Below are 25,760 nucleotides of genomic sequence, written 5' to 3'. Positions count from 1 at the left end.
ATTTATACCTGTAAACTTTTTATTGCAGTCGAGTAATTATCATTTCCAAATACATAAGATCCAGCAACAACAACATCAACTCCAGCATCTTTTAAAATATGAATATTTTTATCATTTACTCCACCATCAACTTGAATTAAACAATTTGGATTTCTTTTGTTAATAAGCTCTTTTAGTTTTTTAGCTTTTTCAACTACACTTGAAATAAATTTTTGACCACCGAAACCTGGATTTACAGACATCAATAAAACCATATCCAAATCTTCAATTAAATACTCAATTGCTTCAGGAGGAGTATGAGGATTTAAAACAATAGCTGGTTTTATTCCTAATGCTCTTAATTTCTGAATTACTCTATGGGGATGTCTTTCACTTTCTATATGAAAAGAAATATACATCGGTTTTAAAGATGCAAATAAATCAATAAAGAAATTGTTATCTTCAACCATTAAATGAATATCAAGTGGTTTAGTTGCAGCTTTTGCAACTGGAGTTACAACAACTGGACCAATAGTCATATTAGGAACAAAATGTCCATCCATTACATCTACGTGTATTAGATCACAACCAGCGTCACAAATAGCTTTTATTTCATTAGTTAAATTTCCAAAATCTGCTGATAATATTGAAGGTGCAACAAGTATCATTATTAACCTTTTTTTCTAAATTTTCGTCGATTATATCATTTATACTCTTTTAGCTTGTATAAAAGACATCTCTTAATCTATATTAATGTAAAATGCGAAAAAAAATTAAATGGTTGAAAATGAAAAAATTATTACCCCTGTTTATTTATAGTTTATGTTTTAGTGAAGACATAAATTCTATATACCAAAAAGCTCAAGATTTAGAAAAAGAAGGTAATTATAAAGAAGCAATGGTTCTTTATAAAAAAGCTGCTAATTTAAATTCAACAAAAGAAGATAAATATATAAATAATTTATCTAAAAGTGAAGAAAAAAAAGTTGAAAACTTCTCAATTGTAAAAGAAGAATTTTATGAAACACAAATTAATAAAGTTGAAGATAAAGAAACTGATGATAATTTAGAACAAATAATTACAAAAGACTTTGGTTTATATCCTTACAAAAAAAACTATTTATTACCAGCAACATATAATATAAATAAAATTGAAGATAGAAACCAATTTGAAACTGCATTTCAAATCAGTATAGAGAAACCAATGACTTACGATTTATTAGGTTTTAATGAAACAATAAGTGCTGCATATACTCAAAAATCATTTTGGCAAACAGCAGAAGATTCAGCTCCATTTAGAGAATCAAATTATGAACCTGAAGTTTTTATTCAATTTCCATTTAAAGATAATGAAGTCTTTAAAGCCTATAAGTTATCTATAATGCATTCTTCAAATGGAAGAAATGATGAAGAATCTAGGTCATGGAATAGAGCTTATTTAGAAACATATTTTCAATTCTCAAATCTATTTTTTGTTCCAAAAGTTTGGTATAGAATTCCAGAAGACACAAAAGATGATGATAATGCTGACATTGAAGATTATTATGGAAATGGAGAATTAACATTTGTATATGTTGATAAAAAACATACATTTGAATTAATGATAAGAAATAATTTAGATTTTCACGATGCAAATAGAGGGGCAGTTCAATTAGATTGGACTTTCCCTTTACCTAACGTAATTTCATCAAAAAATACTTTTGGTTTACTACAAGTATTTTCAGGATATGGAAATAGTTTAATTGATTATAACCAAGAAATTCATAAAATAGGATTAGGAATTGCCTTTTCTAGATAAGGCTATTTTGAATAAAGCTATTTAATATTTTTTATATAATAATAAATAGCTTCTATTTCTTCTTCAACTAAAAAGTATGTTGGCATAACATTTGCGTAATATATTAGTTTCTCACAAACTTGTTCTTTCTCAAATTTTACATTTGGATTCTTTTTAGAATTAACTTTTGTTGAAAAAGTATCATAATCTATATCTTTGATATTTGGAACACTTAAAACACAATTATATATTTTTTTATCATGCTCTTGTTTAAAATCTATGATTTTTTTGCCCTTAGCATCATTTCCATGGCAAGAATTACAACCTATTCCTCTTGGATTATTATATAACATTTTCCCATATTCAAATTTTGTAATAAAAGAATTATTAATATCTAAAGAATTCATTGATTCTGCATTTGCATTTGGTAAAGGAGCCAAAAGTTCTTCTTCTGCTGCATTAACAAAAGAGTAAGTGCTTATTAATAAAAATATTATAAAAAAAAGTTTCATACTATAGTCCTAATTTTTTTTGATTTTTCAAAAACCAGTAAAAGCTAAACATCAAGCCAGGAGTCTTAGCCTTTGATTCATCAAAAATTAATTCATCTGATTTTTCAATAGGTAAAAAATAAAGTTCAATTTGTTCATCATTCACCCCTCCACCTTCATGTATTTTCATAGATTCATTTATTTTTGCAAAAAATAGATGTTGACAACCACCACTGATTCCAACATTTGTAAAAAATGATGTTACTTTTTGAATACTTTCTACAGATACATTATATCCACACTCTTCATCTATTTCTTCTTTTGCAATTTCTATTAATGATTTATCTTTATCAACTAATCCTGCGCATAATTCATAGGTATAGGTTTTACTATTATCATTTAAATAAACAGGCGCTCGAAATTGTTTTACAAGTAAGAAAGCATTTCTTTCTTCATGATATAAAAGTATTGCAACACTATCATGGCTACTAACTGCCTCCCAAGCTTTGTCTTTTCCATTAAGATTAAAACTTACTTTTACAGGATGAATAAATCTAGTATTCGTAAGTTCGCTTGTTTTAAAATTTTTAATTATATTTATCATAAATAATCTTTATTATATTTTTTCGTATTTTAACAAAAGAATTATTCATTTTCCTTTTGCATATACTTTTTATTTAAGATACTTGTAAAATCGATACTAAAAAGTGCTCCATTTTTGATTTTGGACTCTACAGTTAAAGGCAATAAATATTCTTCACATATTCCTTTTACAATATCTAAACCTATTCCAAAACCACCTTCATTATTATTTCCTCTTTTATATCTTTTGAAAATTTCTTTTTGTTCTTCATTACTTATTCCAATCCCATAATCTTTTACGCTTAATATATTATTGATTAAACAAACATCAATTTGGGAATCTTTATAGCTATATTTTATGGCATTTGAAATAAGGTTATTTACCAATTTTTGTGTTTTAGTTCTATCCATTTTTATAAAACAATTTTCTAAATCTGAATTTATTACTATATTTTTAGTAATAGATATATCATTAAAATAATCAACACTTTCACTTACTAATTCTTTTAAATTGAATTCTTCAAATACATCTTCATTTATTTCATTAAAAGCAGAAAAATGAATATCATTATAAATCTGTGATATTTGCTTAGAACTACTTAATATATATTTCATCATTTTCTGTGGATTTTTTCCATTTTTTAACATTGATACGGATGTCATTAATACTGAAATAGGAGTATTTAATTCATGGGCAGAATCCTTTATAAATTTATCCATTGAGTGAATTCTTTGACGAACTGGTTTTAGTAAAATCTTTGATAATAAAAACCCAATACAACCAATAAAAATAGAACTTAAAACAAGAATAATTAATATAAATATTTTTAATTTATTTTTATCTTGAACTTCTTGACAAGTTTCTATTACAATATATTTAATAGGAATATCCTCTTCATCTAATGTAGTAATAAAATAGTTATAAAATTCATTCTTATTAGAAGTTTTAGAAAAATCAATTGCAAAGTTTTTATCTAAATATGAAAAGATGACTTTTTTATCTTTGTCAAAAAGTCCATATTTTATATTTTCATTTAATAATTTATTTGCATTAAATTCTTGTTTCTTCATATATTTATTCATGATTTCAGTTTTAATATGCATTGAAGCATTATTCAATTCCATACTACATGTTTCTTCTAACATTTTTGTTTCATTTTTATAATAGATATATAAAATTACGCCTATTAAAAATATTGCTGAAATTATATAAATCGATAAAAAACTAATTAATGCTTTTCTCTCATCCCTATTCAAATCGGTACCCTATTCCTCTAATTGTTGTTATTTTATCTTTTCCAATTATCTCTCTTAAGTTTTTTATATAAACTCTAATTGTGGCATCCGTTGGCATTTCATCATAAGCCCAAATATTTTGAAGAAGCTCATCACTTGAAACTACCCTATTTTTATGTGTACAAAAATACTTTAAAATATCTCTTTCTTTTTGTGCTAAATTTACGATTTTATCATTTACATATACTTGACAAGACTGTGATTCAAAAAATATATTATCATCAATTCTTATTTTATCATTTTGCTCAATTAAGAATTGCCTACAAAGTTTTAATATTCTTTGATCAAGTTCTTCTAAATCAAAAGGTTTTTTAATATAATCATCAACACCATTTTCAAAAGACTCTTTTAAATGTTTTGTGTCTTGGTAAGCTGTTAAAATAATAGCTGGTGTATTATTCTTATATTCAGTTCGAATAGTTTTTAAGACTTCAATACCACTCATAATTGGTGTATTTATATCTAATAGTGCAATATCATACTTTTGATCGATCAATGCTTCTAAAGCTTCTTGTCCATCTGTACATAAAGTTACATCATAACCTTTATCTATTAAATGCTCATTTAATAAATCATTTAAAGCAACATCGTCTTCTAATAATAAAACTCTCATATAAATCCTATAAACTATAATAATTTATATTAATTATAGTAAAAGTTTGTTTACTTACTGTGTATATCTGAAAATTACATCTTATATAAGTTTAAAAAATTTCAAAATCTTTCCTTGTATGAAAACATATAAAACAGAGCAAATTAATGCTGTTAATGTTCCATATAGAATTCCAATTTTTTCATATGTAAAATATACAACCAAAGAGTAAATAACAACAGAACTCAATCCAAAAGGAGTATTTTTAATAATTGTTCTTGCTTGTAGTTTACTATGTCTAAAATGGATTATCAGAAGTAATGGCAAAAGTATTGTAGGAAATGAAGAAAAAATTCCGGCAATATTACTAGAGACATATTTAGGTAAACTTGAAACTATCAAAAATATTGATATAGTTAAAATAGATCTAAAAAGTATATCTGATAAAGAAGTTTTAACAGATTTGTCAATTGTAAAATTTTCTTTTTTTGCAAAATATATTGAAGCAATTAACATCAATGTAATAACAATAAATGGAGTAAAAAATACATGAGGAGGAACATAAGCTAAAATAAATGCAATAATCAAGTATGAAATAAATGAGATTAATAAAGATAAAAATATCTCAAATTTTCCCTTATAAAAAGTACTAATATAATAACCAATAGAAAAAGCCAATGCAGCAAAAAGACCGTGAATATTATATAAAGCAACTTTTGTTACATAATCAACTCCATTTTCTATTGCAAAGAAAATAAGAGTAATTGAACTTCCAACAGGAAGACCTGATAATATACCTGAAACTTTAGGGCTTACTTTTTCAGCAATAAAGCTTAAAGCTAAAACAAGTGTTACTACTGCAATTGATTTTATGATTAGAAGTTCTATAATTCATCCTTTATAAAAAGAATGAATTATATATTAATTATTCATAAATTATGTATAAATAATATTATTATCTAAAATTATCAAATACTAAAGGAGCTTTTAATTCAAGAGTTTTAAGATGTTTCATTACAGTTTGTAAATCATCAATATTTTTTCCTGTAACTCTAATTTCATCACCTTGATTAACAGCAGATACTTTTAGTTTTAAACTTTTAATTTCAGTTTGAATAATTTTTGCTTCATCTTTTTCAATAGTATCAACTATTTTATATGAATATTTTCTATTTCCACCACTTGAATCCTCTTTTTTTAACTCTTCAAGGGAATTTATAGAAATTCCTCTTTTATTCATTTTTGAAATTAAAATATCTCTCATTGCATCTATTTTATTATCACTTGAAGTAACTAATGTCAAAGTTTTAGCACCTACATTTAAATCTATCTCTTTTGAAATACCTTTAAAATCATATCTTGTATCTATCTCTTTCTGTGCTTGTATAACCGCATTTTTCATCTCTTGCATATCTAATTTCGCAGAAATATCAAATTGGTGTTCTTTTGTTGCCATTATTATCCTTTTTGTAAATTTTAATGATTTATTTAAGATTTAAATATTAACATTATTTCATGAAGCTTTTGGTAAAACGAGATTTAAAAATACTCCAATAATTGCTCCAAGACCAATTCCAGCAAATGGAACTCCACCAAAATTAAATGTCATACCACCTATTGAAAATACTAAAATCATAGAAACAATTGCCATATTTCTAGGACAAGAGAAATCAATATTTGCTTTTGAAAGAGTACTAATTCCTAAAGTTGCAATAATACCAAAAAGTAACAACATAATTCCTCCCATTACAGGAGTTGGAATAGTAGCTAGTATTGCTCCTAATTTTCCAACAAAAGCTAAAAGAATTGCACAAATAGCAGCCCAAGTCATAATAGCTGGATTATAAGCCTTTGTAACTGTAACAGCACCTGTAACTTCAGAATAAGTAGTATTAGGAGGTCCACCAAAAAGTGAAGCCACAGAGGTTGCAAGACCATCACCTAAAAGTGTATTTTTTAATCCTGGCTTTTTTAAATAATCTTGTTTTGTAACATTTGAAATAGCTAACATATCTCCAATATGCTCAATTGCAGGGGCAATTGCAATTGGTAAAATAAAAATTATAGCTTGCCAATTAAATTCAGGAGCTGTAAAATTAGGCATTGCAAACCAAGATGCTTTTGCTATGTTTGAAAAATCAACAATACCAAAGTATAAAGAAACTAAATATCCTCCGATAATTCCTAATAAAATAGGTACTAATTTAAACATTCCTTTTCCAAGTAAAGATACAAAAATAGTTATTAGTAATGCAATCATTGAAATAACTATTGCTTGTTCAAAAGGTACAATTACAATTGATCCATCACCTGATTTACCCATTGCCATATTAACAGCAACTGGAGATAAAATAAGTCCAATAGACATAATAACGGGACCTACAACAACACTTGGAAGTAATTTATGTAAAAAATTATCACCTTTTAATCTAATTAAAAAACTCAAAACAACATACAAAAACCCAGCAGCAACAAGTCCTGACATAGTCGCAGGAATTCCCCAAGTAGCAACACCATAAGAAATCGGAGCAATAAAAGCAAATGAAGATGCTAAAAATATTGGAGGAACGCATTTTCTATTTACAAATTGAAAAAGTAAAGTTCCAATTCCAGCTGTAAATAAAGCGACATTTGGATCAAGTCCAGTTAAAATTGGCACTAAGACAAGTGCACCAAAAGCTACAAATAAAAATTGTAAGCCAAGAATTGAATCTTTCATTCTAAAGTTGTAATCTGTGGGTTTCATATATACCTCTATTTTTTTTGTAAAATTATAATATCAAATTATGTGTTAATAAAATTTAAATTTATATATAATTTATAAGCAATTTTTCAGTAATATAAATTTTCAAAGGATTCCTATGTATAAAGAAAGTACAAACGTAGTGGTAAAACACTTAGTAAATAGATTAAGAGATGTTAGAACAACTTCAAATGAGTTTAGATTAACAATAGAAGAGATATCAAGAATCATAGCTTCAGAAGCTTTAAGTGATTTTGAAACAGTAAGTCAAAATATTAATACATGGCAGGGTCCATTAGATGTTGAAATGATAGAAGTTCAAAAATTAGTTCTTGTTCCAATTTTAAGAGCTGGTGAGCCAATGCTAACAGGTATATTAAAAACTTTACCATATGCAAGAAGTGGATTTTTAGCAATGAAAAGAGATGAAGAAACATCACAAAGTAAAATTTTTTATGAAAATATTCCTAATTTAGAAGGAAAAACTGTTTTATTATTAGATCCAATGGTAGCAACGGGTGGTTCATTAATAGATGGGATTGAACATTTAAAATCTAGAAATCCAAAAAGAATAATTTGTTTAAATGTTTTAGGTTCACCATATGGAGTTGAAAAAGTACAAAAAGCATTTCCAGATGTAGATATGTATATAGCTCAAATAGATGAAAGACTTGATGAAAACAATTATATTAGACCAGGTCTTGGTGATGCTGGAGATAGAGCTTTTAATACTTATTAAAAAAATAGATTAGCTTTAACTTCAAAAGCTAATCTTACTTTTATAACTATATTAAATCAAAGGCATTCTCATGCTTATAGACAAATCCTGACTTTTCTATTTTAGAACCATCAATTATTCTATTTAAAAAATCTTTATTTTGTGAAAATAGAGGCAAGGCAAAATCATATTTTTTAGCATTGAAACTATATAAATCTTCTTTACTTGGATGTTCTTTACAACAAAGATTAAATGTACCATTAAGATTATTTTCAATGACAAACTTTGTCGCATCTATTACATCATTTCTATGAACAAAATTTATTACACTTTTTGGATATTCCACAACTTTATTAGATAACCTTCTTCCTGAAACTCTATTTGCTCCAACAAGTGCAGAAACTCTAAAAATAATATCACTTTTATTTAAAACTAATTTCTCAGCTTCATATACTATTTTTGAACTTGAATTTTCAATCTCAAATTCTTCATTGAAAAAACCTTCAATATTTGGGTAAACAGAAGTAGAACTAATAAATATAATTTTTTCTATATCTTTTATTTTTTTATGCTCATAAATCTTATTCAAGAAAGATAAGTAATCATCAAATTTTGAAGGAGGGAAATTAATAAATAAATAATCTGTATCAAGTAATTCATCTAAAGATTCCAAATGATTTTCATTTAAAACATATGAAGATAAACCTTCATCTTCATAAATTTTTAACTTTTCTTCATTTCTTGAAGATACTTTTATTTTATATAAATCTTTAAATGATTTTGCCAATTCAAAACCTAACCAACCAGTTCCTAATATTGTAAATTTTTTCATTGTTTTTCTTTTCTTAAGTTATTTACTTCTTCTCTAAGAGCTTTCATTTCTTTTAATAAAATATCTAATTTTAAACTATCTTCATGAATCTCTTCTTTCATTTCAGCTTCTTGAAGTTTTTGCATTTCACCAATAATAACAGCAACAAAAAGATTAAAAAATACAAATGCTGCAATTATAATAAATGAAACAAAATATGTCCAAGCCCATGGATAAACTTCCATAGCTTCATACATAACATCTGTCCAATCTTCAAATGTTAAAACTCTAAAAAGTGTTAACATAGAAACTAAGAAATCTTTCCATAATCCTGATTCTAAATTTACAAAAAAGAAATTACCAATAATGGCATATATATAAAAGATTATAAACATCAAAATAACAATATCAATAATTGCAGGAATTGCTTTGATTAACATATCAATAATAGCTTTTAATTCAGGTCTAGCTGTAAATAATCTTAAAATTCTAAATACCCTCATAAGTCTAGCAATTGCAGCATAGTTTGATGACTCTAAAGGAAGAAGAGTAATAAAAACAATTACAAAGTCAAATAAATTCCAACCTGATTTAAAAAAATTTAAGAATTTCTTTTCTGCAATCATTTTAATAGCTAATTCAAAAACAAAATAAATGGTTACAAAATAATCAGCAAGCTTTAAAAATAAATCATAATGAGTATCAACTTCATCTAAAGTTTTAAACCCCAAAATAGAAGCATATGCAATAATAATTATAGTTGTTAAATTAGAAAACCATTTTGAATCTCTAACATGAACAATTTTTTCCATAACTGTCATTAAATTAGTCCTTTAAAATACCATAAGTTAAAGTAAGCCATGCAATAATAAGTAATGTTCCACCAATTGGTGTTATTGCTCCTAAAATTGGCATGTTTAAAATAGCTAAGAAATATAATGAAAAAGAGAAAATTATCATACCAATTATAATAAGCCATAAAGAAATAAAGATTTTTTTAGAATCAGGTTTTAATGCATAAATAAAAGTTGCAGCAAAAAGTCCTAATGTATTATAAAAATGGTATTGAATACCTGTATTGTAGATTTTTAAAAAATATTCATCAAGAATAGATTTTAATGCATGAGCTCCAAAAGCTCCAAGAGCTATGCCTAATGCCATCATAAATGAAGCAATAGCAAAAAAGATTTTGATTTTATTATTGAGTATCATATACTTCCTTAATTTTTAAAATTTGGGAAGTATATCAAATTAAACTTTATTTTTTTGATTTCTCTTTCTCTTTTGATACTTTTTTCTTAGAAAAACCTGCACCTTTTTTTTCTTTTTTCTCTAATTCTAAATCGTTTATTAATTCTCTAAAATCAATAGATTCTTTATTCATTTTAGCAAAACATGTTGCAATTACAGCAATTGCATTTGGAACATGTTTTTTCTTTTTATATGCTTGAATATTCTTCTCACTAACTTTAATAAGTTCTGTAAATTTTGGAATACTAAGTTCTGCATCCAAAAGTAATTTCTTAAAATCTATAAAAGTCATATTCACATCCATTTTTAATTTTATTCATTATACATAAAAAATATATAATTACTTATTTAACATCAATTTCCCAAAAAAAATCAATCCACTCATTTGCTTCTCTAACACTATAATCAGGTCTTAATACAGCAGTTTTTTTATAAAATAAAGTTGCTAATTTAAATTCAACATTTGGAAATTTTTCACTTAAAACTTTTAAAATTTCTCTCATAGTTTCACCAGAATCTACAATATCATCTACTATTAAAACTTTTTTCGCATGTGAAACATCAGGAATATTAAATATATTAAATGTATCAAGTTTTAATTCACCTTCATAATGTATTGAATTTAAAGTATATAAATTTCTCATATCCATTGCTTGAGCCATTAAATGTGAAAGTGTTAATCCACCACGTGCAACTGCAAGTAAAATCTCAGGTTCAAAATCTCTACATTTATCAACTAAAACTTGAGTATCTTTTACAAATAATTCATAACTATAATATAGTTTTTCCAAAATAATTCCTTTTTCTAATATAAAATTAGTGTACGATAAACGCTAAAGCACTAATAAATGTAATAACTAAAATACCAATATTTAAATCTGCAAATTCTTTTTTTGCAATTTTTATAATTGTATAAACTAAAAATCCAGCAGCAATACCATTTGTAATAGAAAAAGTTAAAGGCATTAAAATTACAATTAAAAATGCTCCCGCACTTGTAGCTAAATCTGAATCTTCAAAATTAATTTTACCAAGCTCTGTAAACATCAATACTCCAACAACCACTAAAACTGGATAAATTGCATTTGAAGGAATAGATTTAAAAAGTGGCAACATAAATAATGTCATAACAAAAAGAGATGCTGTGAACACTGCTGTTAAACCAGTTCTTCCACCTTCTTCAACACCTGCGGCGCTTTCAATAAAAGCAGTTGTAGTTGAAACTCCTAATAAACTTCCACCAACCGTTGCAATAGCATCAGCTTCTAAAGTTTTTTGTAGAGATTTATCATCTTTATTATTTGCTTGAAATAAGTTTGCTCTTGTTCCAACTCCTGTTAGAGTTCCTAAAGTATCAAACATATCCGTAATTAAAAATGTGATAATAACTGGTAATAAAGATAAAGATATTGCACTTAAAATATCTAATTGAAGAAAAATAGGAGAAATTGAAGCCGGCATTGATATTATAGAAGATGGTAATTCTCCTAAACCAAAAAACCATGCAGTACAAGATGTAATTGCAATTGATAAAATAAAAGCACCTTTTAATCTATATGCATAAAAACTAAAAGCTAAAATCAGACCTAATACACCTAATAAAACATTTGAATTTGAGAAATCTCCAAGTCCAACCAATGTTGCATCATTAGAAACAATCATTCCCATTTGTTTTAAACCAATAAAAGCAATAAAAGAACCAATTCCAGCACTTATAGCTCGTCTTAAACTCATTGGAATAGATGTCATTATCCAAACTCTAAAATTTGTTAAAGACAATATTACAAATAATATACCTGATAAAAATACTATCCCTAAAGCAGTCTCCCAAGGAATTTTCATTCCTAAAACCAATCCATAAGAAAAATATGCATTTAAACCCATACCAACACTCATTGCAATTGGTGTATTTGACCATAAAGCAGAAAACAAAGTTGCTAAAATTGTAATAAGAGCAGTTGCAGTAATTACAGCATCAATAGGAAGACCTGCATCTGCAAGTATAAATCCGTTTACAGGAACAATATACATCATTGTTAAAAAAGTAGTAAATCCAGCATAAAACTCTTTTGAAACAGTTGTATCATGTTCTTTTAATTTAAAAAAGTTCATAAACTTTTCCTTAATTTTAAAATAAGTTTAAATTATACAAAAATTACATATAAATTCTAATAAAAAGTGGATAAAAATAATACAAGTGGTGCTCACAATCGGAGTTGAACCGATAACCTCTTCCTTACCATGGAATTGCTCTACCATTGGAGCTATGCAAGCGTGTAAAAATAGGAATGTAAAAGGATGGGAATTGTAGCAAAAAAGAGCATAAGGAGTTATAAAATCAGTAATGAGTATCTAAATTAGTATAGTTAAAAAAGTTTGTTTAGAAGAAAGAAGAATAGTTAGACTTAAAAGCCTAACTATTAAAATTAATGTGTAAACTACTTCTTGTAAATAGTACCAGTATTAACTTGTACGCCAATTACATAACCATCTCATAATGTATGATTTAGTCTTGTCTTTTTCGTCTGGAATAATAGATACACCATATGAATTGTGTTTGCTAACTTTGTATAAAGGTTCCATTTTTTTTTCCTTTTTAATTTAATTGTACTTTATAATTGTTAAAATTATATAATAAATTAGACATAATAAGGTTACTTAATAGATTATTTTATATACAGTAATTAGAAATTATGCTTAGAAGTCAGAATTTAGAGTAGAGTAATGTAGTTAGTTTATTGGTGTATATTGGTCTATTAGTGTATTAAAGACCTGTGCTAAGTATTAAGCGCTAAGTAAAAAACCAGAATTCAGTGCTCAGAATTCAGTGCTCAGAAAAAGAAATAAAAAAGATAAAACCAAAAAAAACAAACTAAAAAAAAAGCTTCTACCTAAAAATACTTTTTAAAGTATGAATAAGTAAAAGCTTAAGTAAATAAACTCAAGAGCTGGCAGCGGCCTACGTTTCCACCAGGGGACCCGGCAGTATTATCGGCGATGAAGTGCTTGACTTCCAGGTTCGGAATGGGACTGGGTATTTCCACTTCTCTATAGCCACCAGCAAAGTTGAGTGTTAAATTTAATTTTGAATGCTTAATTTTGAATTTTGAATTAAAACCCAAATTAAGTAAATTATACTTAACACTCAACTCTATGCTAGAGTTAAGAAAAAATAATGTTAAAGTCTTTTGTTCTTTCTAAAAAAAACACAATTTGTTTATTAAATATATCCTGCGCTTATGCATAAGCATAAAAGCTACGGTTCCGAAACTATAAAAGTGAAGCAGTTCACTTTTAATAACGTTTCTCATATATTTAATAAGATAGTAAACCAAAGAATATAAAATAAGCCAAACGTTCTATTAGTACTAGTCAGCTAAACGTCTTACAACGCTTACACATCTAGCCTATCAACCAGTTAGTCTTACTGGGAACTTCAGGGAAAGTTAATCTTAGAGTTGGCTTCGAGCTTAGATGCTTTCAGCTCTTATCACATCCGTACGTAGCTACCCAACGATGCTCTTGGCAGAACAATTGGTACACCAGTGGTACGTTCATCCCGGTCCTCTCGTACTAGGGACAAATCTCTTCAACTTTCCTACGCCCACGGAAGATAGGGACCGAACTGTCTCACGACGTTCTGAACCCAGCTCGCGTACCGCTTTAAATGGCGAACAGCCATACCCTTGGGACCTACTTCAGCCCCAGGATGCGATGAGCCGACATCGAGGTGCCAAACCTCCCCGTCGATGTGAGCTCTTGGGGGAGATCAGCCTGTTATCCCCGGCGTACCTTTTATCCTTTGAGCGATGGCCCTTCCACACAGAACCACCGGATCACTATGACCGACTTTCGTCTCTGTTCGACTTGTATGTCTCACAGTCAAGCTAGTTTATGCCATTATACTCAACTGGCGATTTCCATCCGCCATGAACTAACCTTTGTAAGCCTCCGTTACTTTTTAGGAGGCGACCGCCCCAGTCAAACTACCCACCAGACATTGTCCTGAACGAGGTTGACTCGTCGCAGTTAGTAACTCAAATATTCAAGGGTGGTATCTCAAGGATGGCTCCATATGTACTTGCGTCCATATATCATAGCCTCCCACCTATCCTGCACATGAATATCCAAGCTACAGTGTCAAGCTGTAGTAAAGGTGCACGGGGTCTTTCCGTCTTTCCGCGGGTAGGAGGAATTTTCACCTCCACTACAATTTCACTGGATCCCTGGTTGAGACAGCTCCCATCTCGTTACGCCATTCATGCAGGTCGGTATTTAACCGACAAGGAATTTCGCTACCTTAGGACCGTTATAGTTACGGCCGCCGTTTACTCGGGCTTCAATCAAATGCTTCGCTTGCGCTGACATCATCAGTTAACCTTCGAGCACCGGGCAGGCGTCACACCTTATACATCCACTTACGTGTTAGCAAAGTGCTGTGTTTTTGGTAAACAGTCGGGAGGGACTCTTTGTTGCAACCTCTCTAGCTTTTGGAAGCAAGTTCCTATACCAAAGTAGGCACACCTTATACCGAAGATACGGTGCTAGTTTGCAGAGTTCCTTAACCAGGGTTCTTCCACGCGCCTTAGAATACTCATCCCACCCACCTGTGTCGGTTTACGGTACGGGCAACATACAATATACTTAGTGGCTTTTCTTGGCACGACAGTATCATCGATTCTCCATCTCCTCCGAAGAGTGTCAAGAGCCTGTAAGATCTCGGCCTAACGTTACCCGGATTTGCCTAAGTAACAGCCTACGTCCTTCGACCCACTATTCCATCAGTGAGCTCGACTAACTCTATGCGTCCCCACATCGCGCTTATATGTTGGTATTGAAATATTAATCAATTTGCCATCGTCTACCCCTTTCGGACTCGACTTAGGACCCGACTAACCCTACGATGACGAGCATCGCGTAGGAAACCTTGGGTTTTCGGCGTTGAGGATTCTCACCTCAATTATCGCTACTCATGCCTGCATGCTCACTTCTATCCGCTCCAACGCTCCTTACCGGTACATCTTCAACGCTGAATAGAACGCTCTCCTACCACTCGAATAAATTCGAATCTAAAGCTTCGGTGCACATCTTAGCCCCGTTATATTTTCCGCGCAGAATCACTAGACCAGTGAGCTGTTACGCTTTCTTTAAAGGATGGCTGCTTCTAAGCCAACCTCCTGGTTGTCACAGTAACTCCACATCGTTTTCCACTTAGATGTGACTTTGGGACCTTAGCTGTTAGTCTGGGTTGTTCCCCTCTCGACGATGGATTTTATCACCCACCGCCTGACTCCTGTGATTCCACATATAGTATTCATAGTTTGATAGGGTTTGGTACCGCGGTAAGCAGCCCTAGCCCATTCAGTGCTCTACCCCTATATGCTACAACACAAGGCTATACCTAAATATATTTCGGAGAGAACCAGCTATCACGAAGTTTGATTGGCCTTTCACCCCTATCCACAAGTCATCCCAAGACTTTTCAACGCCTGCGGGTTCGGTCCTCCACTGGCTCTTACACCAGCTTCAACCTGCTCATGGATAGATCACTTCGTTTCGGGTCTGCAGCATCTGACTAAGGGAACCCATTAAGAACATAAAGTTCTTAATGGGGACCCTATTTCGCCCTATTAAGACTCGCTTTCGCTACGGCTTCGTACTTGACTTAACCTTGCCAGACACCACAACTCGCAGGCTCATTATGCAAAAGGCAGTCCATCACCCTGATAAATCATAGGGCTCTGAATGATTGTAAGCTAATGGTTTCAGGTTCTATTTCACTCTCCTCGCTGGAGTACTTTTCACCTTTCCCTCACGGTACTTGTTCACTATCGATTTGTAAGTAGTATTTAGGATTGGAGGGTGGTCCCCCCAGTTTCAGTCAAAATATCACGTGTTCCGACCTACTCAGGATACCATTAGAGCTATTGAAAATTTAAATTACAGGAGTTTCACCTTCTATGCTACACTTTTCCAAGTATTTCATCTATCTTCTTTAGTCTCATATCATGGTCCTACAACCCCCAATGCAAGCATTGGGTTTGTCCTAATCCGCGTTCGCTCGCCGCTACTGACGGAATCTCGTTTGATTTCTCTTCCTCTGGCTACTGAGATGTTTCACTTCACCAGGTTAGCTCCCCGTAGGGTAATATAATTCTCATTATACTGGGTTGCCCCATTCGGAAATCCTCGGATCAAAGCTCTTTGGCAGCTCCCCGGGGCTTATCGCAGCCTAATACGTCCTTCATCGCCTCTTACAATCTAGGCATCCACCATTAGCCCTTAATAGCTTATTAATAAACAGAATTAAATTCTGTCGCATTTTTGATAATTATTCTTTGGCTACTATCTTATTAAACATATTTAAATTAATGAATCTAATCATCAACTCTTACATCTTAATAAAATTAGTTGTGTTCTATCTATTTCAAATTATCTTAAAAAAACAAGTTTTTTCAAGGTAACAATTTTTAGATAATTAAATTTTTGTTTTTAAATTATGTTCTTTCGAACGTAAATTAAACGAAAAAATTAAAGACTTTAACATTATATTTTTAAATATCATTTTAGATTTCTCTAAAAGTTTTGATTCGAAAATCAAATATAAATTCAAACTAATTTGAACTTATATTTAATTTTACTCTCAAGCTAAATTATTATAACTGAACTTTAAATTCTATCTTCTGAGCACTGAACTCTGATTACTGAACTCTAAAATAGGTGGTGGAGAATAGCGGGATCGAACCGCTGACCTCCTGCGTGCAAAGCAGGCGCTCTCCCAGCTGAGCTAATTCCCCTGGGACTAATAATTTTGAATTCTAAATTCTGAATTTTGAATTAAAAAAATTAATTCAACATTTAAAATTTAACATTCAACATTATAAGATTATCATGGTGGGCCTACCAGGACTTGAACCTGGGACCTCACGATTATCAGTCGAGCGCTCTAGCCAGCTGAGCTATAGGCCCCTACTACCTATTTAAATAATCTTTATAAACCGAATATATAAAATCTTTGCCATTTTCTTTATGATATTTTAAGAGTAGAAACGAATCTACTCTTATTTCTCTGAAAGGAGGTGATCCAACCGCAGGTTCTCCTACGGTTACCTTGTTACGACTTCACCCCAGTCGTTGAATCCACTGTGGAAGGTAGCTATTTTAGCATCCCCGCTTCGAATGAGTTCAACTCCCATGGTGTGACGGGCGGTGAGTACAAGACCCGGGAACGTATTCACCGTAGCATAGCTGATCTACGATTACTAGCGATTCCAACTTCATGTAGTCGAGTTGCAGACTACAATCCGAACTGGGAGATATTTTTGAGATTTGCTCCACGTCACCGTATTGCTGCTCTTTGTATACCCCATTGTAGCACGTGTGTAGCCCTGGACGTAAGGGCCATGATGACTTGACGTCATCCTCACCTTCCTCCTACTTGCGTAGGCAGTCTCATTAGAGTTCTCAGCCGAACTGTTAGCAACTAATGACGAGGGTTGCGCTCGTTGCGGGACTTAACCCAACATCTCACGACACGAGCTGACGACAGCCGTGCAGCACCTGTATATAAGTTTCTGCAAGCAGACACCAATCTATCTCTAGAAAGTTCTTACTATGTCAAGTCCAGGTAAGGTTCTTCGTGTATCGTCGAATTAAACCACATGCTCCACCGCTTGTGCGGGTCCCCGTCTATTCCTTTGAGTTTTAATCTTGCGACCGTACTCCCCAGGCGGTACACTTAATGTGTTAACTGCATTACTGCAAGGTCGAGCCTCACAACAACTAGTGTACATCGTTTAGGGCGTGGACTACCAGGGTATCTAATCCTGTTTGCTCCCCACGCTTTCGCGTCTCAGCGTCAATAATGTTCCAGTAGATCGCCTTCGCAATCGGTATTCCTTCTGATCTCTACGGATTTTACCCCTACACCAGAAATTCCATCTACCTCTCCCATATTCTAGATAAGCAGTTTCAAAAGCAGTTCAATAGTTGAGCTATTGGATTTCACTTCTGACTTACCTATCCGCCTACACGCTCTTTACGCCCAGTGATTCCGAGTAACGCTTGCACCCTCCGTATTACCGCGGCTGCTGGCACGGAGTTAGCCGGTGCTTATTCATATGGTACCGTCATTATCTTCCCATATAAAAGGAGTTTACGCACCGAAATGTGTCATCCTCCACGCGGCGTTGCTGCATCAGACTTTCGTCCATTGTGCAATATTCCCCACTGCTGCCTCCCGTAGGAGTCTGGACCGTGTCTCAGTTCCAGTGTGACTGATCATCCTCTCAAACCAGTTAAGCGTCATTGTCTTGGTGAGCCATTACCTCACCAACTAACTGATACTGTACAGGCCGATCCCAAAGCTATAAATATTTCCCTTGCTGACTTTTGTCATAAAGGCATATAGAGTCTTAGCAGGCGTTTCCATCTGTTATCCTCTTCTTTGGGGCACGTTACCTATATATTACTCACCCGTGCGCCACTTAGCTGACAATTATAGCAAGCTATAATCCGTTCTCGTTCGACTTGCATGTGTTAAGCACGCCGCCAGCGTTCACTCTGAGCCAGGATCAAACTCTCCATAAATTGAAGCTTTTGAACTTGACTTTTTCTGTATTATTTTACTAATTACAAAATTATCACTCATAAGTTAATAGACAAGTTTAATATGTTTTACCATACTTTTCTTGTTTTATATATTTAACATTATTCTTATTTTTAATCTGAATAAATTGACAGATTTAAACAACAAGAATTACATATTCGGTTTACAAAGATTACTTTATAAACGTTATAATTTATTTTAAAGATCATCCACATTCAAACTATCTCGTTACCATCACACTTTCGTTTGATGCGTTCCAGTCAAATTGGACGGGAATTATAATAGATTCCTCTGGGTTTGTCAAGACCTTTTAGCTGAAATTTGGCTTAAATTTTTGGATTCCATTTCTTCTTTGTGTTTTTTTGGGGTTTTACTTGCTTTTTATTGGGTTGTGTTGGGTATTCAAGATTTAATATCACAATGATAATTTTTTAAATTTTTAAATTCACATTTTTTATACAACTTTATTTAATAATAATTCGATAAAATATATTTTTATAAAAATCTAAATACAAAATAAAATCATTAATACTATATATTATTGATTAGAGGAGAAACATATATAATGAGTGCATCTATATTTCGAGAATATGATATTAGAGGAATTTTTGAAAAAGAACTAAATGAGAACATTGTTAAAAAGATTGGTTTTCATTTTGCAAAGGCATTATTAAAAAAAGTTCCTAATGCACAGTTTATAGCAGTAGGTTATGATGCAAGACTTCATTCACCTATTTTAAAAAATTGGTTAAGTTCGGGAATTAATGAAGCTGGATTAGAAGTTCTAGATATGGGACTTGTACCAACACCAGCAAACTATTTTGCAAATTTTACTGATTTTGATGGATTAGAAAGTGATGGATCTGTAATGATTACGGGATCTCATAACCCACCTGAATATAATGGATTTAAAATTACATTAAATAAAGATCCTTTTTTTGGTGAAGATATTTATGCACTAGGAAGAACTATACTTGATGATGATTCTATTATAGAAGATAATAATGTAACTATTCCTATTGATTGTAAAAATAGATATATTGATTATCTTGTAAATCATTTTTCACATTTGAAATTAGAAAATAAAAAATTTGTATTTGATTGTGGAAATGGAGTTGCAGGTGTTGTATTAAGAGAGATACTTGATAGATTAAATATCCAATATAAAATTTTATTTGAGCAACCAGATGGAAATTTTCCAAATCATCATCCAGACCCAAGTGATGAGCACACTCTTGAAGATATTAAAAAAGAGTTAGCAACTGGTGCTTATGATTTTGGTTTTGCTTATGATGGAGATGCCGATAGAATTGCCCTACTTTCCCCAAAATATAATTTTAAAGGAGATATTTTAGCAATATTCTTCTCTAGATTTATTGATAATCCTACGGTTATTGGTGAAGTTAAATGTTCACAAGTTATGTATGACACAATTAATTCATATGGTAAAGCTATTATGTATAAAACTGGTCACTCTAATTTAAAAGTAAAAATTAAAGAGACTAAAGCTGATTTTGCTGCTGAAGTTTCTGGACACTTATTCTTTAATGATAGATATTTTGGATTTGACGATGCTTTATATGCTACTTTTAGAGCTTTAGAGTTAATTGATAAAGGATTTGATTTTGATAAAGAGTTTGAAGCTTTACCACAAGTTTACTCAACACCTGAAATTAATATTACTGTTACAGAAGAGACAAAATTTAAAATTATTGATGATTTAAAAAAAGCTTTAGTAAATCCACCTCTTGATTTTCCAAAAATTAAGGATATAATTACAGTTGATGGTATTAGAGTTATATTTGAAAATGGATGGGGATTAGTAAGAGCTAGTAACACTACACCAAAATTAGTTACAAGATTTGAAGCAGATACGAAAGAAAATGCTAAAATATACGAAGATGTATTAATAAAATTATTTGAAGAAATTAAAGGAAGATAAATGAATAAAAATAGCCCAATTAAAAAATGTTTATTCCCAGCAGCGGGATACGGTACAAGATTTTTACCTGCTACAAAAGCTACACCAAAAGAGATGTTACCTGTTTTAACAAAACCCCTAATTCAATATGGAGTTGAAGAAGCAATTGCAGCTGGTATGGATACAATGGCAATAGTAACTGGTCGTGGTAAAAGAGCTATTGAAGATCATTTTGATATTTCTTATGAACTTGAAAATCAAATTAAAGGTACTAGCAAAGAACATTATTTAAATGAAATTAGAGCTGTAATTACTAAATGTACTTTCTCATATACTAGACAAATTGAAATGAAAGGATTAGGTCATGCAATTTTATGTGGTGAAACACTAATTGGTGATCAACCTTTTGCAGTTGTTCTTGCAGATGACCTTTGTGATGCTCCTGAAAAAGGTGTATTAGCACAAATGGTAGAGTTATACAAAAAATATCATTGTTCAATTGTTGCAATTGAAGAAGTTCCAAAAGAAGATACAAATAAATATGGTGTTATTGCTGGAAATGAAATTGAACCTGGAATTTTTATGGTAAAAGACATGGTTGAAAAACCTGAACCTGAAGTTGCACCTTCAAACTTAGCAATTATTGGAAGATATATTTTAACTCCAGACATTTTTGATATTATTAGAGAAACAAAACCTGGTAAAGGTGGAGAAGTTCAAATTACTGATGCACTTTTAACACAAGCAAAAAAAGGTATGGTTTTAGCATTTAAATTTAATGGACAAAGATTTGACTGTGGAAGTATTGATGGATTTGTTCAAGCAACGAACTATTTTTATGAAAAAGAAACAAAAAAAGAAATAGAAAAAGCAGCTAAGAAACCAACTGGAGCTAAGTAGTGAAAAATAATCTATATTATCCACAAATATCATTAAGTAATGAAGAGATCTTTAGTGAAATAAAAAAAGAAAGAGAAAGTATTGGATACTATTCTCTTCCTCATGTAGATATTACTGATTTAAAAATTAGACTTGATAATCTTAATTTTACTCAAAAACAAATTGCAATTATTGGTATTGGTGGAAGTACTTTAGGGACTTATGCTATTTATAATTTTATGAAATATAACAAACAGCATAGTAAGACACTTAAAAAAGAACTTTTCTTTTTTGAAAGTACGGATCCTGTTAATTTAAATGGAACTATAAGTCAACTTAATTTAGAAGATACTTTATTTATTGTTATTTCAAAATCTGGAACAACAATAGAAACTATTTCTATATTTAAATATTTGATGTCAATTATAAAAATTGATAAATCTAATTTACTTGTAATTACTGAGCATGATAGTAAATTAAATACTTTTGCTACTACAAATGATATTAACTCTTTTGAAATACCAAAAGATGTTGGTGGAAGATTTTCAGTACTTTCAAATGTTGGATTAGTTCCTTTATATCTTGCTGGATTTAATATAGATGAATTATTAAGAAGTGCGAAGAAAATTTCAACTTCATTTTTTGAACAACATGAGTTATATGACCATTTAATCAAAAAAGCTAGAACATATTATGAATTTAAAGATGTTTATAATATTAATGCAATTTTTTCATATTCTCAATTACTTGAAGGTTTTAATAAATGGTATGTTCAACTTTGGGGAGAAAGCCTTGGTAAAATTGATATAAACAATACAAATCAAGGTTTAACACCAATTGGTCTTTTAGGACCTGTTGATCAACATTCATTCTTACAATTAATAGTTGAAGGAAAATCTGATAAAACATTAACTTTTATAAAAATAAAAGATTTTAAAGATGATACTAAAATTGCACCTATAACTCTTGCTGGATTGGAAGATCTTGATTATATAAATAATCTTAACTTCAAAGAGCTTATTAACCAACAAGCAGATGCTACAATTGCTTCTGTAAAAGAGTGTAAAAAAGATATTCCAATTGATATAATTGAGATTGAAAATATTAGTGAATATGAAATTGGAAAACTTCTATTCTATTATGAACTTTTAACTTCAATCGTTGGAAAATTTTTAAGAATTAATACTTATGATCAACCAGGTGTTGAGGGTGGTAAAATTATTCTTAAAGAAATGCTAAAAAAATAAATTATCAGGAAATATAAAATGGCAATTTTTGGAACTATAGAAACAGTTAAAGCACAAATTAATAATCCTAGTTTTGAAAAGGCCTTATTATACATTGATAAACTTCAAGACAAAAATTCTGATGAATATAAAAGTCTTTTAAATATAGAACTTGATGAGTGTAATAAAATAGTATTGGATGAACACTGTTTTGTTTTAGAACAAGCTTATATTAGTAAAAATAAAGAAGATTGTTTTTTTGAATCACATAGAAAATATATTGATATTCAATATATTTTTGAGGGTGAAGAAATTATGGAAGTTGAAAACTTATCAAATCTTCAAGTTACAACTGCTTATAAAGAAGATTTAGATTATGCTAAATATTCACAATCTAAAGATTCTTCAATTTTAAAAATAAGAAAAAATGAACTTGCAATATTTTTTCCACAAGATGCTCATATGCCTTGTATTAGATTAGATGAAAATAAGAAAGTTATAAAAGCTGTTTTAAAAATATCTGTAAATAGCTAGAAAATTATGTCATTAATTTTCTCTGCTTTAATTCCTGTTTTTGCACTTATATTAATAGGGTATTTTTTCAAAAGAATAAAATTTCCATCACATGAATTTTGGCCACAAGCTGATAAATTAACTTATTATGTTTTAATGCCTGCTCTTTTGATTTTCAAATTATCAAATGCTTCACTTGAAGCACAAAATAGTTTTGGTTTTATTTTATCTGCACTTTTAGCAATATTTTTTACAATGATTGTTCTTATGATTGTAAATAAAATAAAACCCTCAAATCCTGCTGCATTTACTTCTGTGGTTCAAGGTGGAATAAGATTTAATACTTATGTCTTTTTAGCACTTGCAGGAGCAATTTTTGGGAATGATGGATTAGTTTTATCAGCAATCTTATTAACATTTGCAATACCATTTATAAATATTTTATGTATTACAATTTTTGCACTTTATGTGGGCAATGATAAATTAAATTTCATTTATTTACTTAAATCTATTATTACAAATCCTTTAATAATTGCTTGTGTTGTAGGTGGAAGTATAAATTTTCTTGGAATTCAATTACCTATAATACTAAATAATACACTTGAAGTATTAAGTAAAGCAGCTCTTCCAATGGGACTTTTATCAGTTGGATTTGGACTTGTAATAAAAGAGATTAAATCTTCAAAAAGCGAACTTATTATTTCAAGCATTGCAAAACATTTACTTCTTCCTTTTTTCATATTTATTCTTGGAAAATATTTTGGTTTAGATGATATGATGTTATCAATTTTGGTTTTATTCGCAGTTTTGCCAACAGCACCTAGCTCTTTTATTCTTGCACGTCAATTATGTGGAGATATTGGATTAATGTCAAGTATAATAACAGTGCAAACGCTAGTGTCTGCACTGTTTATAATACTCTTTTTAAAGTTCTTTGTTTAATTAAGATTTTTATTAACCTAATTCATGGGCTAAATCTGATTCTGCTTTTTCTAACATTGCAAACTCTTCATCTGCTGTTTTTGCAACTAAATGATTTTTACTATACATAAAGAAGTATAAAGCTCCAATTATATATAAAATAATTGTATAGTTAAATGCTCTGGGATCAAAAGCATAAACTCCTGTCAAAGCGACTAAAGATAATACAAATGCGATACCTGAAGTTACAACTCCTCCTGGTGTTTTGTATGGTCTTGGCATATCTGGATTTTTAACTCTTAATAAAATATGACTTAATGACATTAATGCATAAGATATTGTAGCTCCGACAACAGCCATAGCTAACATTAAATCACCCTCACCTGTTAATGATGCAAGAAAACCTAAAACACCTGGAACTATTAAAGCCCATGTTGGAGTTTTCTTCTTACTTGTTAATGATAAGAATTGTGGCAAATATCCTGCTCTTGAAAGTGCAAATACTAATCTACTATATCCATATATAATTGAGAAAAATGAAGCAACTAATCCAGCTAATCCTAAAACATTTACCGTTGTTGCTAATGTTGTATTTCCATTTATATTTAATGCATCAACTAAAGGAACAGCACTTTTACCAATAGCATCAGCTCCTGCAACACCTGCTAATAAAAATACTACTAATACAGCTGTAAAAAGTAAAAAAATCATAGCTGCAATAATACCTTTTGGTACGTCTTTCTCTGGATTCTTAGCTTCTTCAGCAGCTAAAGGAACACCTTCAACCGCTAAAAATAACCACATACCAAATGGAAGTGCTGCCCAAACACCATACCAACCAAAAGGTAAAAATTCACTAGCCCCCGCTGCTTCTGTTGATACTGCAATATCAAATAGTTTTGTTGAATCAAAATTTCCTATTAAAGCAACTGCTGTTGCGATAATTGCAAATATGGCTAAAGCACTAATTACCATCATTGTTTTTAAAGCTTCCCCTGCACCTATTAAATGAATAGATATGAAAACAATATAAAATAATGCATAAACTAATGGCCCATTAAATCCTGTAAGAGCTTCAACTGCAGAACCTATAAATATAACAATTGCAGCTGGCGCTAAGGCATATTCTATCAATATTGCAAGTCCTGTTAAATATCCACCAGCTGGTCCCATTACTTGTCTTGCAAAACTATATCCACCACCAGCTGCAGGAATTGAAGCTGACATTTCTGCTAATGATAAAACCAAACAAAAATACATAATTGCCATCAAACCAGCAGCAATTGCAAATCCACCCCAACCGGCATGGGCAATACCAAAATTCCATCCTGCAAAATCTCCTGAAATTACATATGAAATACCTAAACCTGCTAATAATACCCAACCAGCAGTTCCTCTTTTTAGTTGTCTTTTAGCTAGATAATTTTCATCTATATGAGCATTTTTCATTTT

Annotated in this window: 22 protein-coding genes, 3 tRNA genes and 3 rRNA genes; 7 read left to right on the top strand and 21 right to left on the bottom strand. The window is 30.5% G+C overall.

Features of this window, described 5'->3' with window-relative positions; genetic code table 11:
• Positions 1-2 precede the first annotated feature (2 nt).
• The gene (gene rpe / locus AACT_RS05630; RefSeq protein WP_172128561.1) at positions 3-644 is read right to left on the bottom strand and encodes a ribulose-phosphate 3-epimerase; all 642 of its coding nucleotides are present in this window, start codon (positions 642-644) and stop codon (positions 3-5) included.
• Positions 645-766: 122 nt separating this feature from the next.
• Here rpe and AACT_RS05625 point away from each other — a divergent pair, with 122 nt between their 5' ends.
• Entirely contained in the window at positions 767-1,777 is a 1,011-nt protein-coding gene (locus tag AACT_RS05625) for a phospholipase A (protein WP_172125748.1), read from the top strand.
• 17 nt (positions 1,778-1,794) lie between these two features.
• On the opposite strand, the gene AACT_RS05620 is transcribed toward AACT_RS05625, so the two are convergent.
• The 7 genes from AACT_RS05620 to AACT_RS05590 all read right to left on the bottom strand — a co-directional run bounded on the left by AACT_RS05620 (position 1,795) and on the right by AACT_RS05590 (position 7,463).
• Positions 1,795-2,268, bottom strand: coding sequence for a c-type cytochrome (locus tag AACT_RS05620; protein WP_172125746.1), 474 nt, complete (start codon positions 2,266-2,268; stop codon positions 1,795-1,797).
• Between the two features lies 1 nt (position 2,269).
• Positions 2,270-2,851, bottom strand: coding sequence for an NUDIX domain-containing protein (locus AACT_RS05615; RefSeq protein ID WP_172125744.1), 582 nt, complete (start codon positions 2,849-2,851; stop codon positions 2,270-2,272).
• 41 nt (positions 2,852-2,892) lie between these two features.
• Entirely contained in the window at positions 2,893-3,975 is a 1,083-nt protein-coding gene (locus tag AACT_RS05610; protein WP_228720543.1) for a sensor histidine kinase, read from the bottom strand.
• A 103-nt stretch (positions 3,976-4,078) separates the two neighbouring features.
• Complete coding sequence (locus tag AACT_RS05605; protein ID WP_172125740.1) at positions 4,079-4,738, bottom strand: response regulator transcription factor; 660 nt, start codon at positions 4,736-4,738, stop codon at positions 4,079-4,081.
• Between the two features lie 81 nt (positions 4,739-4,819).
• A complete protein-coding gene (locus AACT_RS05600; RefSeq protein WP_228720542.1) occupies positions 4,820-5,395 on the bottom strand; it encodes a hypothetical protein in 576 nt (191 codons plus the stop codon).
• A 277-nt stretch (positions 5,396-5,672) separates the two neighbouring features.
• Complete coding sequence (locus tag AACT_RS05595; RefSeq protein ID WP_172125738.1) at positions 5,673-6,173, bottom strand: YajQ family cyclic di-GMP-binding protein; 501 nt, start codon at positions 6,171-6,173, stop codon at positions 5,673-5,675.
• A 57-nt stretch (positions 6,174-6,230) separates the two neighbouring features.
• Positions 6,231-7,463, bottom strand: a complete 1,233-nt coding sequence (locus AACT_RS05590; RefSeq protein ID WP_172125736.1) for a uracil-xanthine permease family protein — start codon at positions 7,461-7,463, stop codon at positions 6,231-6,233.
• 115 nt (positions 7,464-7,578) lie between these two features.
• Here AACT_RS05590 and upp point away from each other — a divergent pair, with 115 nt between their 5' ends.
• A complete protein-coding gene (gene upp / locus AACT_RS05585; RefSeq protein WP_172125734.1) occupies positions 7,579-8,199 on the top strand; it encodes a uracil phosphoribosyltransferase in 621 nt (206 codons plus the stop codon).
• Positions 8,200-8,245: 46 nt separating this feature from the next.
• Here upp and AACT_RS05580 read toward each other — a convergent pair whose 3' ends face one another.
• From AACT_RS05580 to AACT_RS05525, 12 genes are all read right to left on the bottom strand, one after another.
• Positions 8,246-9,010, bottom strand: coding sequence for a Rossmann-fold NAD(P)-binding domain-containing protein (locus AACT_RS05580; protein ID WP_172125732.1), 765 nt, complete (start codon positions 9,008-9,010; stop codon positions 8,246-8,248).
• Complete coding sequence (locus tag AACT_RS05575) at positions 9,007-9,810, bottom strand: ion transporter (protein ID WP_172125730.1); 804 nt, start codon at positions 9,808-9,810, stop codon at positions 9,007-9,009. The genes AACT_RS05580 and AACT_RS05575 overlap by 4 nt, the downstream gene beginning before the upstream one ends.
• 4 nt (positions 9,811-9,814) lie before the next feature.
• Positions 9,815-10,201: a DUF423 domain-containing protein gene (locus tag AACT_RS05570; protein ID WP_172125728.1), complete on the bottom strand. Its 387-nt coding sequence runs from the start codon at positions 10,199-10,201 to the stop codon at positions 9,815-9,817.
• Between the two features lie 46 nt (positions 10,202-10,247).
• Positions 10,248-10,532: a hypothetical protein gene (locus AACT_RS05565; protein ID WP_172125726.1), complete on the bottom strand. Its 285-nt coding sequence runs from the start codon at positions 10,530-10,532 to the stop codon at positions 10,248-10,250.
• A gap of 52 nt (positions 10,533-10,584) precedes the next feature.
• The gene (locus AACT_RS05560; RefSeq protein WP_172125724.1) at positions 10,585-11,031 is read right to left on the bottom strand and encodes a phosphoribosyltransferase; all 447 of its coding nucleotides are present in this window, start codon (positions 11,029-11,031) and stop codon (positions 10,585-10,587) included.
• A 25-nt stretch (positions 11,032-11,056) separates the two neighbouring features.
• Positions 11,057-12,352 carry an NCS2 family permease gene (locus AACT_RS05555; protein WP_172125722.1) on the bottom strand — a complete coding sequence of 432 codons (1,296 nt, stop codon included), beginning with the start codon at positions 12,350-12,352 and terminating at the stop codon, positions 11,057-11,059.
• 86 nt (positions 12,353-12,438) lie between these two features.
• Positions 12,439-12,514, bottom strand: a tRNA-Thr gene (locus tag AACT_RS05550).
• A 672-nt stretch (positions 12,515-13,186) separates the two neighbouring features.
• A 5S ribosomal RNA gene (gene rrf, locus AACT_RS05545) occupies positions 13,187-13,302 on the bottom strand.
• Positions 13,303-13,581: 279 nt separating this feature from the next.
• Positions 13,582-16,536: ribosomal RNA gene (locus AACT_RS05540) — 23S ribosomal RNA — on the bottom strand.
• A gap of 425 nt (positions 16,537-16,961) precedes the next feature.
• Positions 16,962-17,037, bottom strand: a tRNA-Ala gene (locus AACT_RS05535).
• 95 nt (positions 17,038-17,132) lie between these two features.
• Positions 17,133-17,209 (bottom strand) — tRNA-Ile (locus tag AACT_RS05530).
• 103 nt (positions 17,210-17,312) lie between these two features.
• Positions 17,313-18,829: ribosomal RNA gene (locus AACT_RS05525) — 16S ribosomal RNA — on the bottom strand.
• Together the 16S, 23S and 5S rRNA genes with 2 tRNA genes alongside form the textbook arrangement of a ribosomal RNA operon.
• A 584-nt stretch (positions 18,830-19,413) precedes the next feature.
• Between AACT_RS05525 and AACT_RS05520 the strand changes: the two genes are divergently transcribed.
• The 5 genes from AACT_RS05520 to AACT_RS05500 are packed head-to-tail and all read left to right on the top strand — an operon-like array spanning position 19,414 to position 24,329.
• A complete protein-coding gene (locus tag AACT_RS05520; RefSeq protein ID WP_172125720.1) occupies positions 19,414-20,790 on the top strand; it encodes a phosphomannomutase/phosphoglucomutase in 1,377 nt (458 codons plus the stop codon).
• A complete protein-coding gene (galU, locus tag AACT_RS05515; RefSeq protein ID WP_172125718.1) occupies positions 20,791-21,669 on the top strand; it encodes a UTP--glucose-1-phosphate uridylyltransferase GalU in 879 nt (292 codons plus the stop codon).
• Positions 21,669-22,895 (top strand): glucose-6-phosphate isomerase, encoded by a 1,227-nt coding sequence (locus tag AACT_RS05510; protein WP_172125716.1) that lies wholly within the window; start codon positions 21,669-21,671, stop codon positions 22,893-22,895. The genes galU and AACT_RS05510 overlap by 1 nt, the downstream gene beginning before the upstream one ends.
• 18 nt (positions 22,896-22,913) lie before the next feature.
• A complete protein-coding gene (locus AACT_RS05505) occupies positions 22,914-23,408 on the top strand; it encodes a NanQ anomerase/TabA/YiaL family protein (protein ID WP_172125714.1) in 495 nt (164 codons plus the stop codon).
• 6 nt (positions 23,409-23,414) lie between these two features.
• A complete protein-coding gene (locus tag AACT_RS05500) occupies positions 23,415-24,329 on the top strand; it encodes an AEC family transporter (protein WP_172125712.1) in 915 nt (304 codons plus the stop codon).
• A gap of 12 nt (positions 24,330-24,341) precedes the next feature.
• Here AACT_RS05500 and eat read toward each other — a convergent pair whose 3' ends face one another.
• Positions 24,342-25,757, bottom strand: coding sequence for an ethanolamine permease (gene eat, locus AACT_RS05495; RefSeq protein WP_172125710.1), 1,416 nt, complete (start codon positions 25,755-25,757; stop codon positions 24,342-24,344).
• Positions 25,758-25,760 lie beyond the last annotated feature (3 nt).

Origin of the sequence: Arcobacter acticola, from assembly GCF_013177675.1 — a bacterium.
Lineage (GTDB): Bacteria > Campylobacterota > Campylobacteria > Campylobacterales > Arcobacteraceae > Aliarcobacter > Aliarcobacter acticola.
Note: the sequence above shows the minus strand (reverse complement) of the source record. Positions and strands in the feature narration are given on the sequence as shown.

What these genes read in the sequence shown, in the direction of transcription:
- AACT_RS05625 (WP_172125748.1), top strand. Translation starts at nt 767, where the DNA reads ATGAAAAAATTATTACCCCTGTTTATTTATAGTTTATGTTTTAGTGAA.
- AACT_RS05620 (WP_172125746.1), bottom strand. Translation starts at nt 2,268, where the DNA reads ATGAAACTTTTTTTTATAATATTTTTATTAATAAGCACTTACTCTTTT.
- AACT_RS05615 (WP_172125744.1), bottom strand. Translation starts at nt 2,851, where the DNA reads ATGATAAATATAATTAAAAATTTTAAAACAAGCGAACTTACGAATACT.
- AACT_RS05610 (WP_228720543.1), bottom strand. Translation starts at nt 3,975, where the DNA reads ATGTTAGAAGAAACATGTAGTATGGAATTGAATAATGCTTCAATGCAT.
- AACT_RS05605 (WP_172125740.1), bottom strand. Translation starts at nt 4,738, where the DNA reads ATGAGAGTTTTATTATTAGAAGACGATGTTGCTTTAAATGATTTATTA.
- AACT_RS05595 (WP_172125738.1), bottom strand. Translation starts at nt 6,173, where the DNA reads ATGGCAACAAAAGAACACCAATTTGATATTTCTGCGAAATTAGATATG.
- AACT_RS05590 (WP_172125736.1), bottom strand. Translation starts at nt 7,463, where the DNA reads ATGAAACCCACAGATTACAACTTTAGAATGAAAGATTCAATTCTTGGC.
- upp (WP_172125734.1), top strand. Translation starts at nt 7,579, where the DNA reads ATGTATAAAGAAAGTACAAACGTAGTGGTAAAACACTTAGTAAATAGA.
- AACT_RS05580 (WP_172125732.1), bottom strand. Translation starts at nt 9,010, where the DNA reads ATGAAAAAATTTACAATATTAGGAACTGGTTGGTTAGGTTTTGAATTG.
- AACT_RS05575 (WP_172125730.1), bottom strand. Translation starts at nt 9,810, where the DNA reads ATGACAGTTATGGAAAAAATTGTTCATGTTAGAGATTCAAAATGGTTT.
- AACT_RS05570 (WP_172125728.1), bottom strand. Translation starts at nt 10,201, where the DNA reads ATGATACTCAATAATAAAATCAAAATCTTTTTTGCTATTGCTTCATTT.
- AACT_RS05565 (WP_172125726.1), bottom strand. Translation starts at nt 10,532, where the DNA reads ATGACTTTTATAGATTTTAAGAAATTACTTTTGGATGCAGAACTTAGT.
- AACT_RS05555 (WP_172125722.1), bottom strand. Translation starts at nt 12,352, where the DNA reads ATGAACTTTTTTAAATTAAAAGAACATGATACAACTGTTTCAAAAGAG.
- AACT_RS05520 (WP_172125720.1), top strand. Translation starts at nt 19,414, where the DNA reads ATGAGTGCATCTATATTTCGAGAATATGATATTAGAGGAATTTTTGAA.
- galU (WP_172125718.1), top strand. Translation starts at nt 20,791, where the DNA reads ATGAATAAAAATAGCCCAATTAAAAAATGTTTATTCCCAGCAGCGGGA.
- AACT_RS05505 (WP_172125714.1), top strand. Translation starts at nt 22,914, where the DNA reads ATGGCAATTTTTGGAACTATAGAAACAGTTAAAGCACAAATTAATAAT.
- AACT_RS05500 (WP_172125712.1), top strand. Translation starts at nt 23,415, where the DNA reads ATGTCATTAATTTTCTCTGCTTTAATTCCTGTTTTTGCACTTATATTA.
- eat (WP_172125710.1), bottom strand. Translation starts at nt 25,757, where the DNA reads ATGAAAAATGCTCATATAGATGAAAATTATCTAGCTAAAAGACAACTA.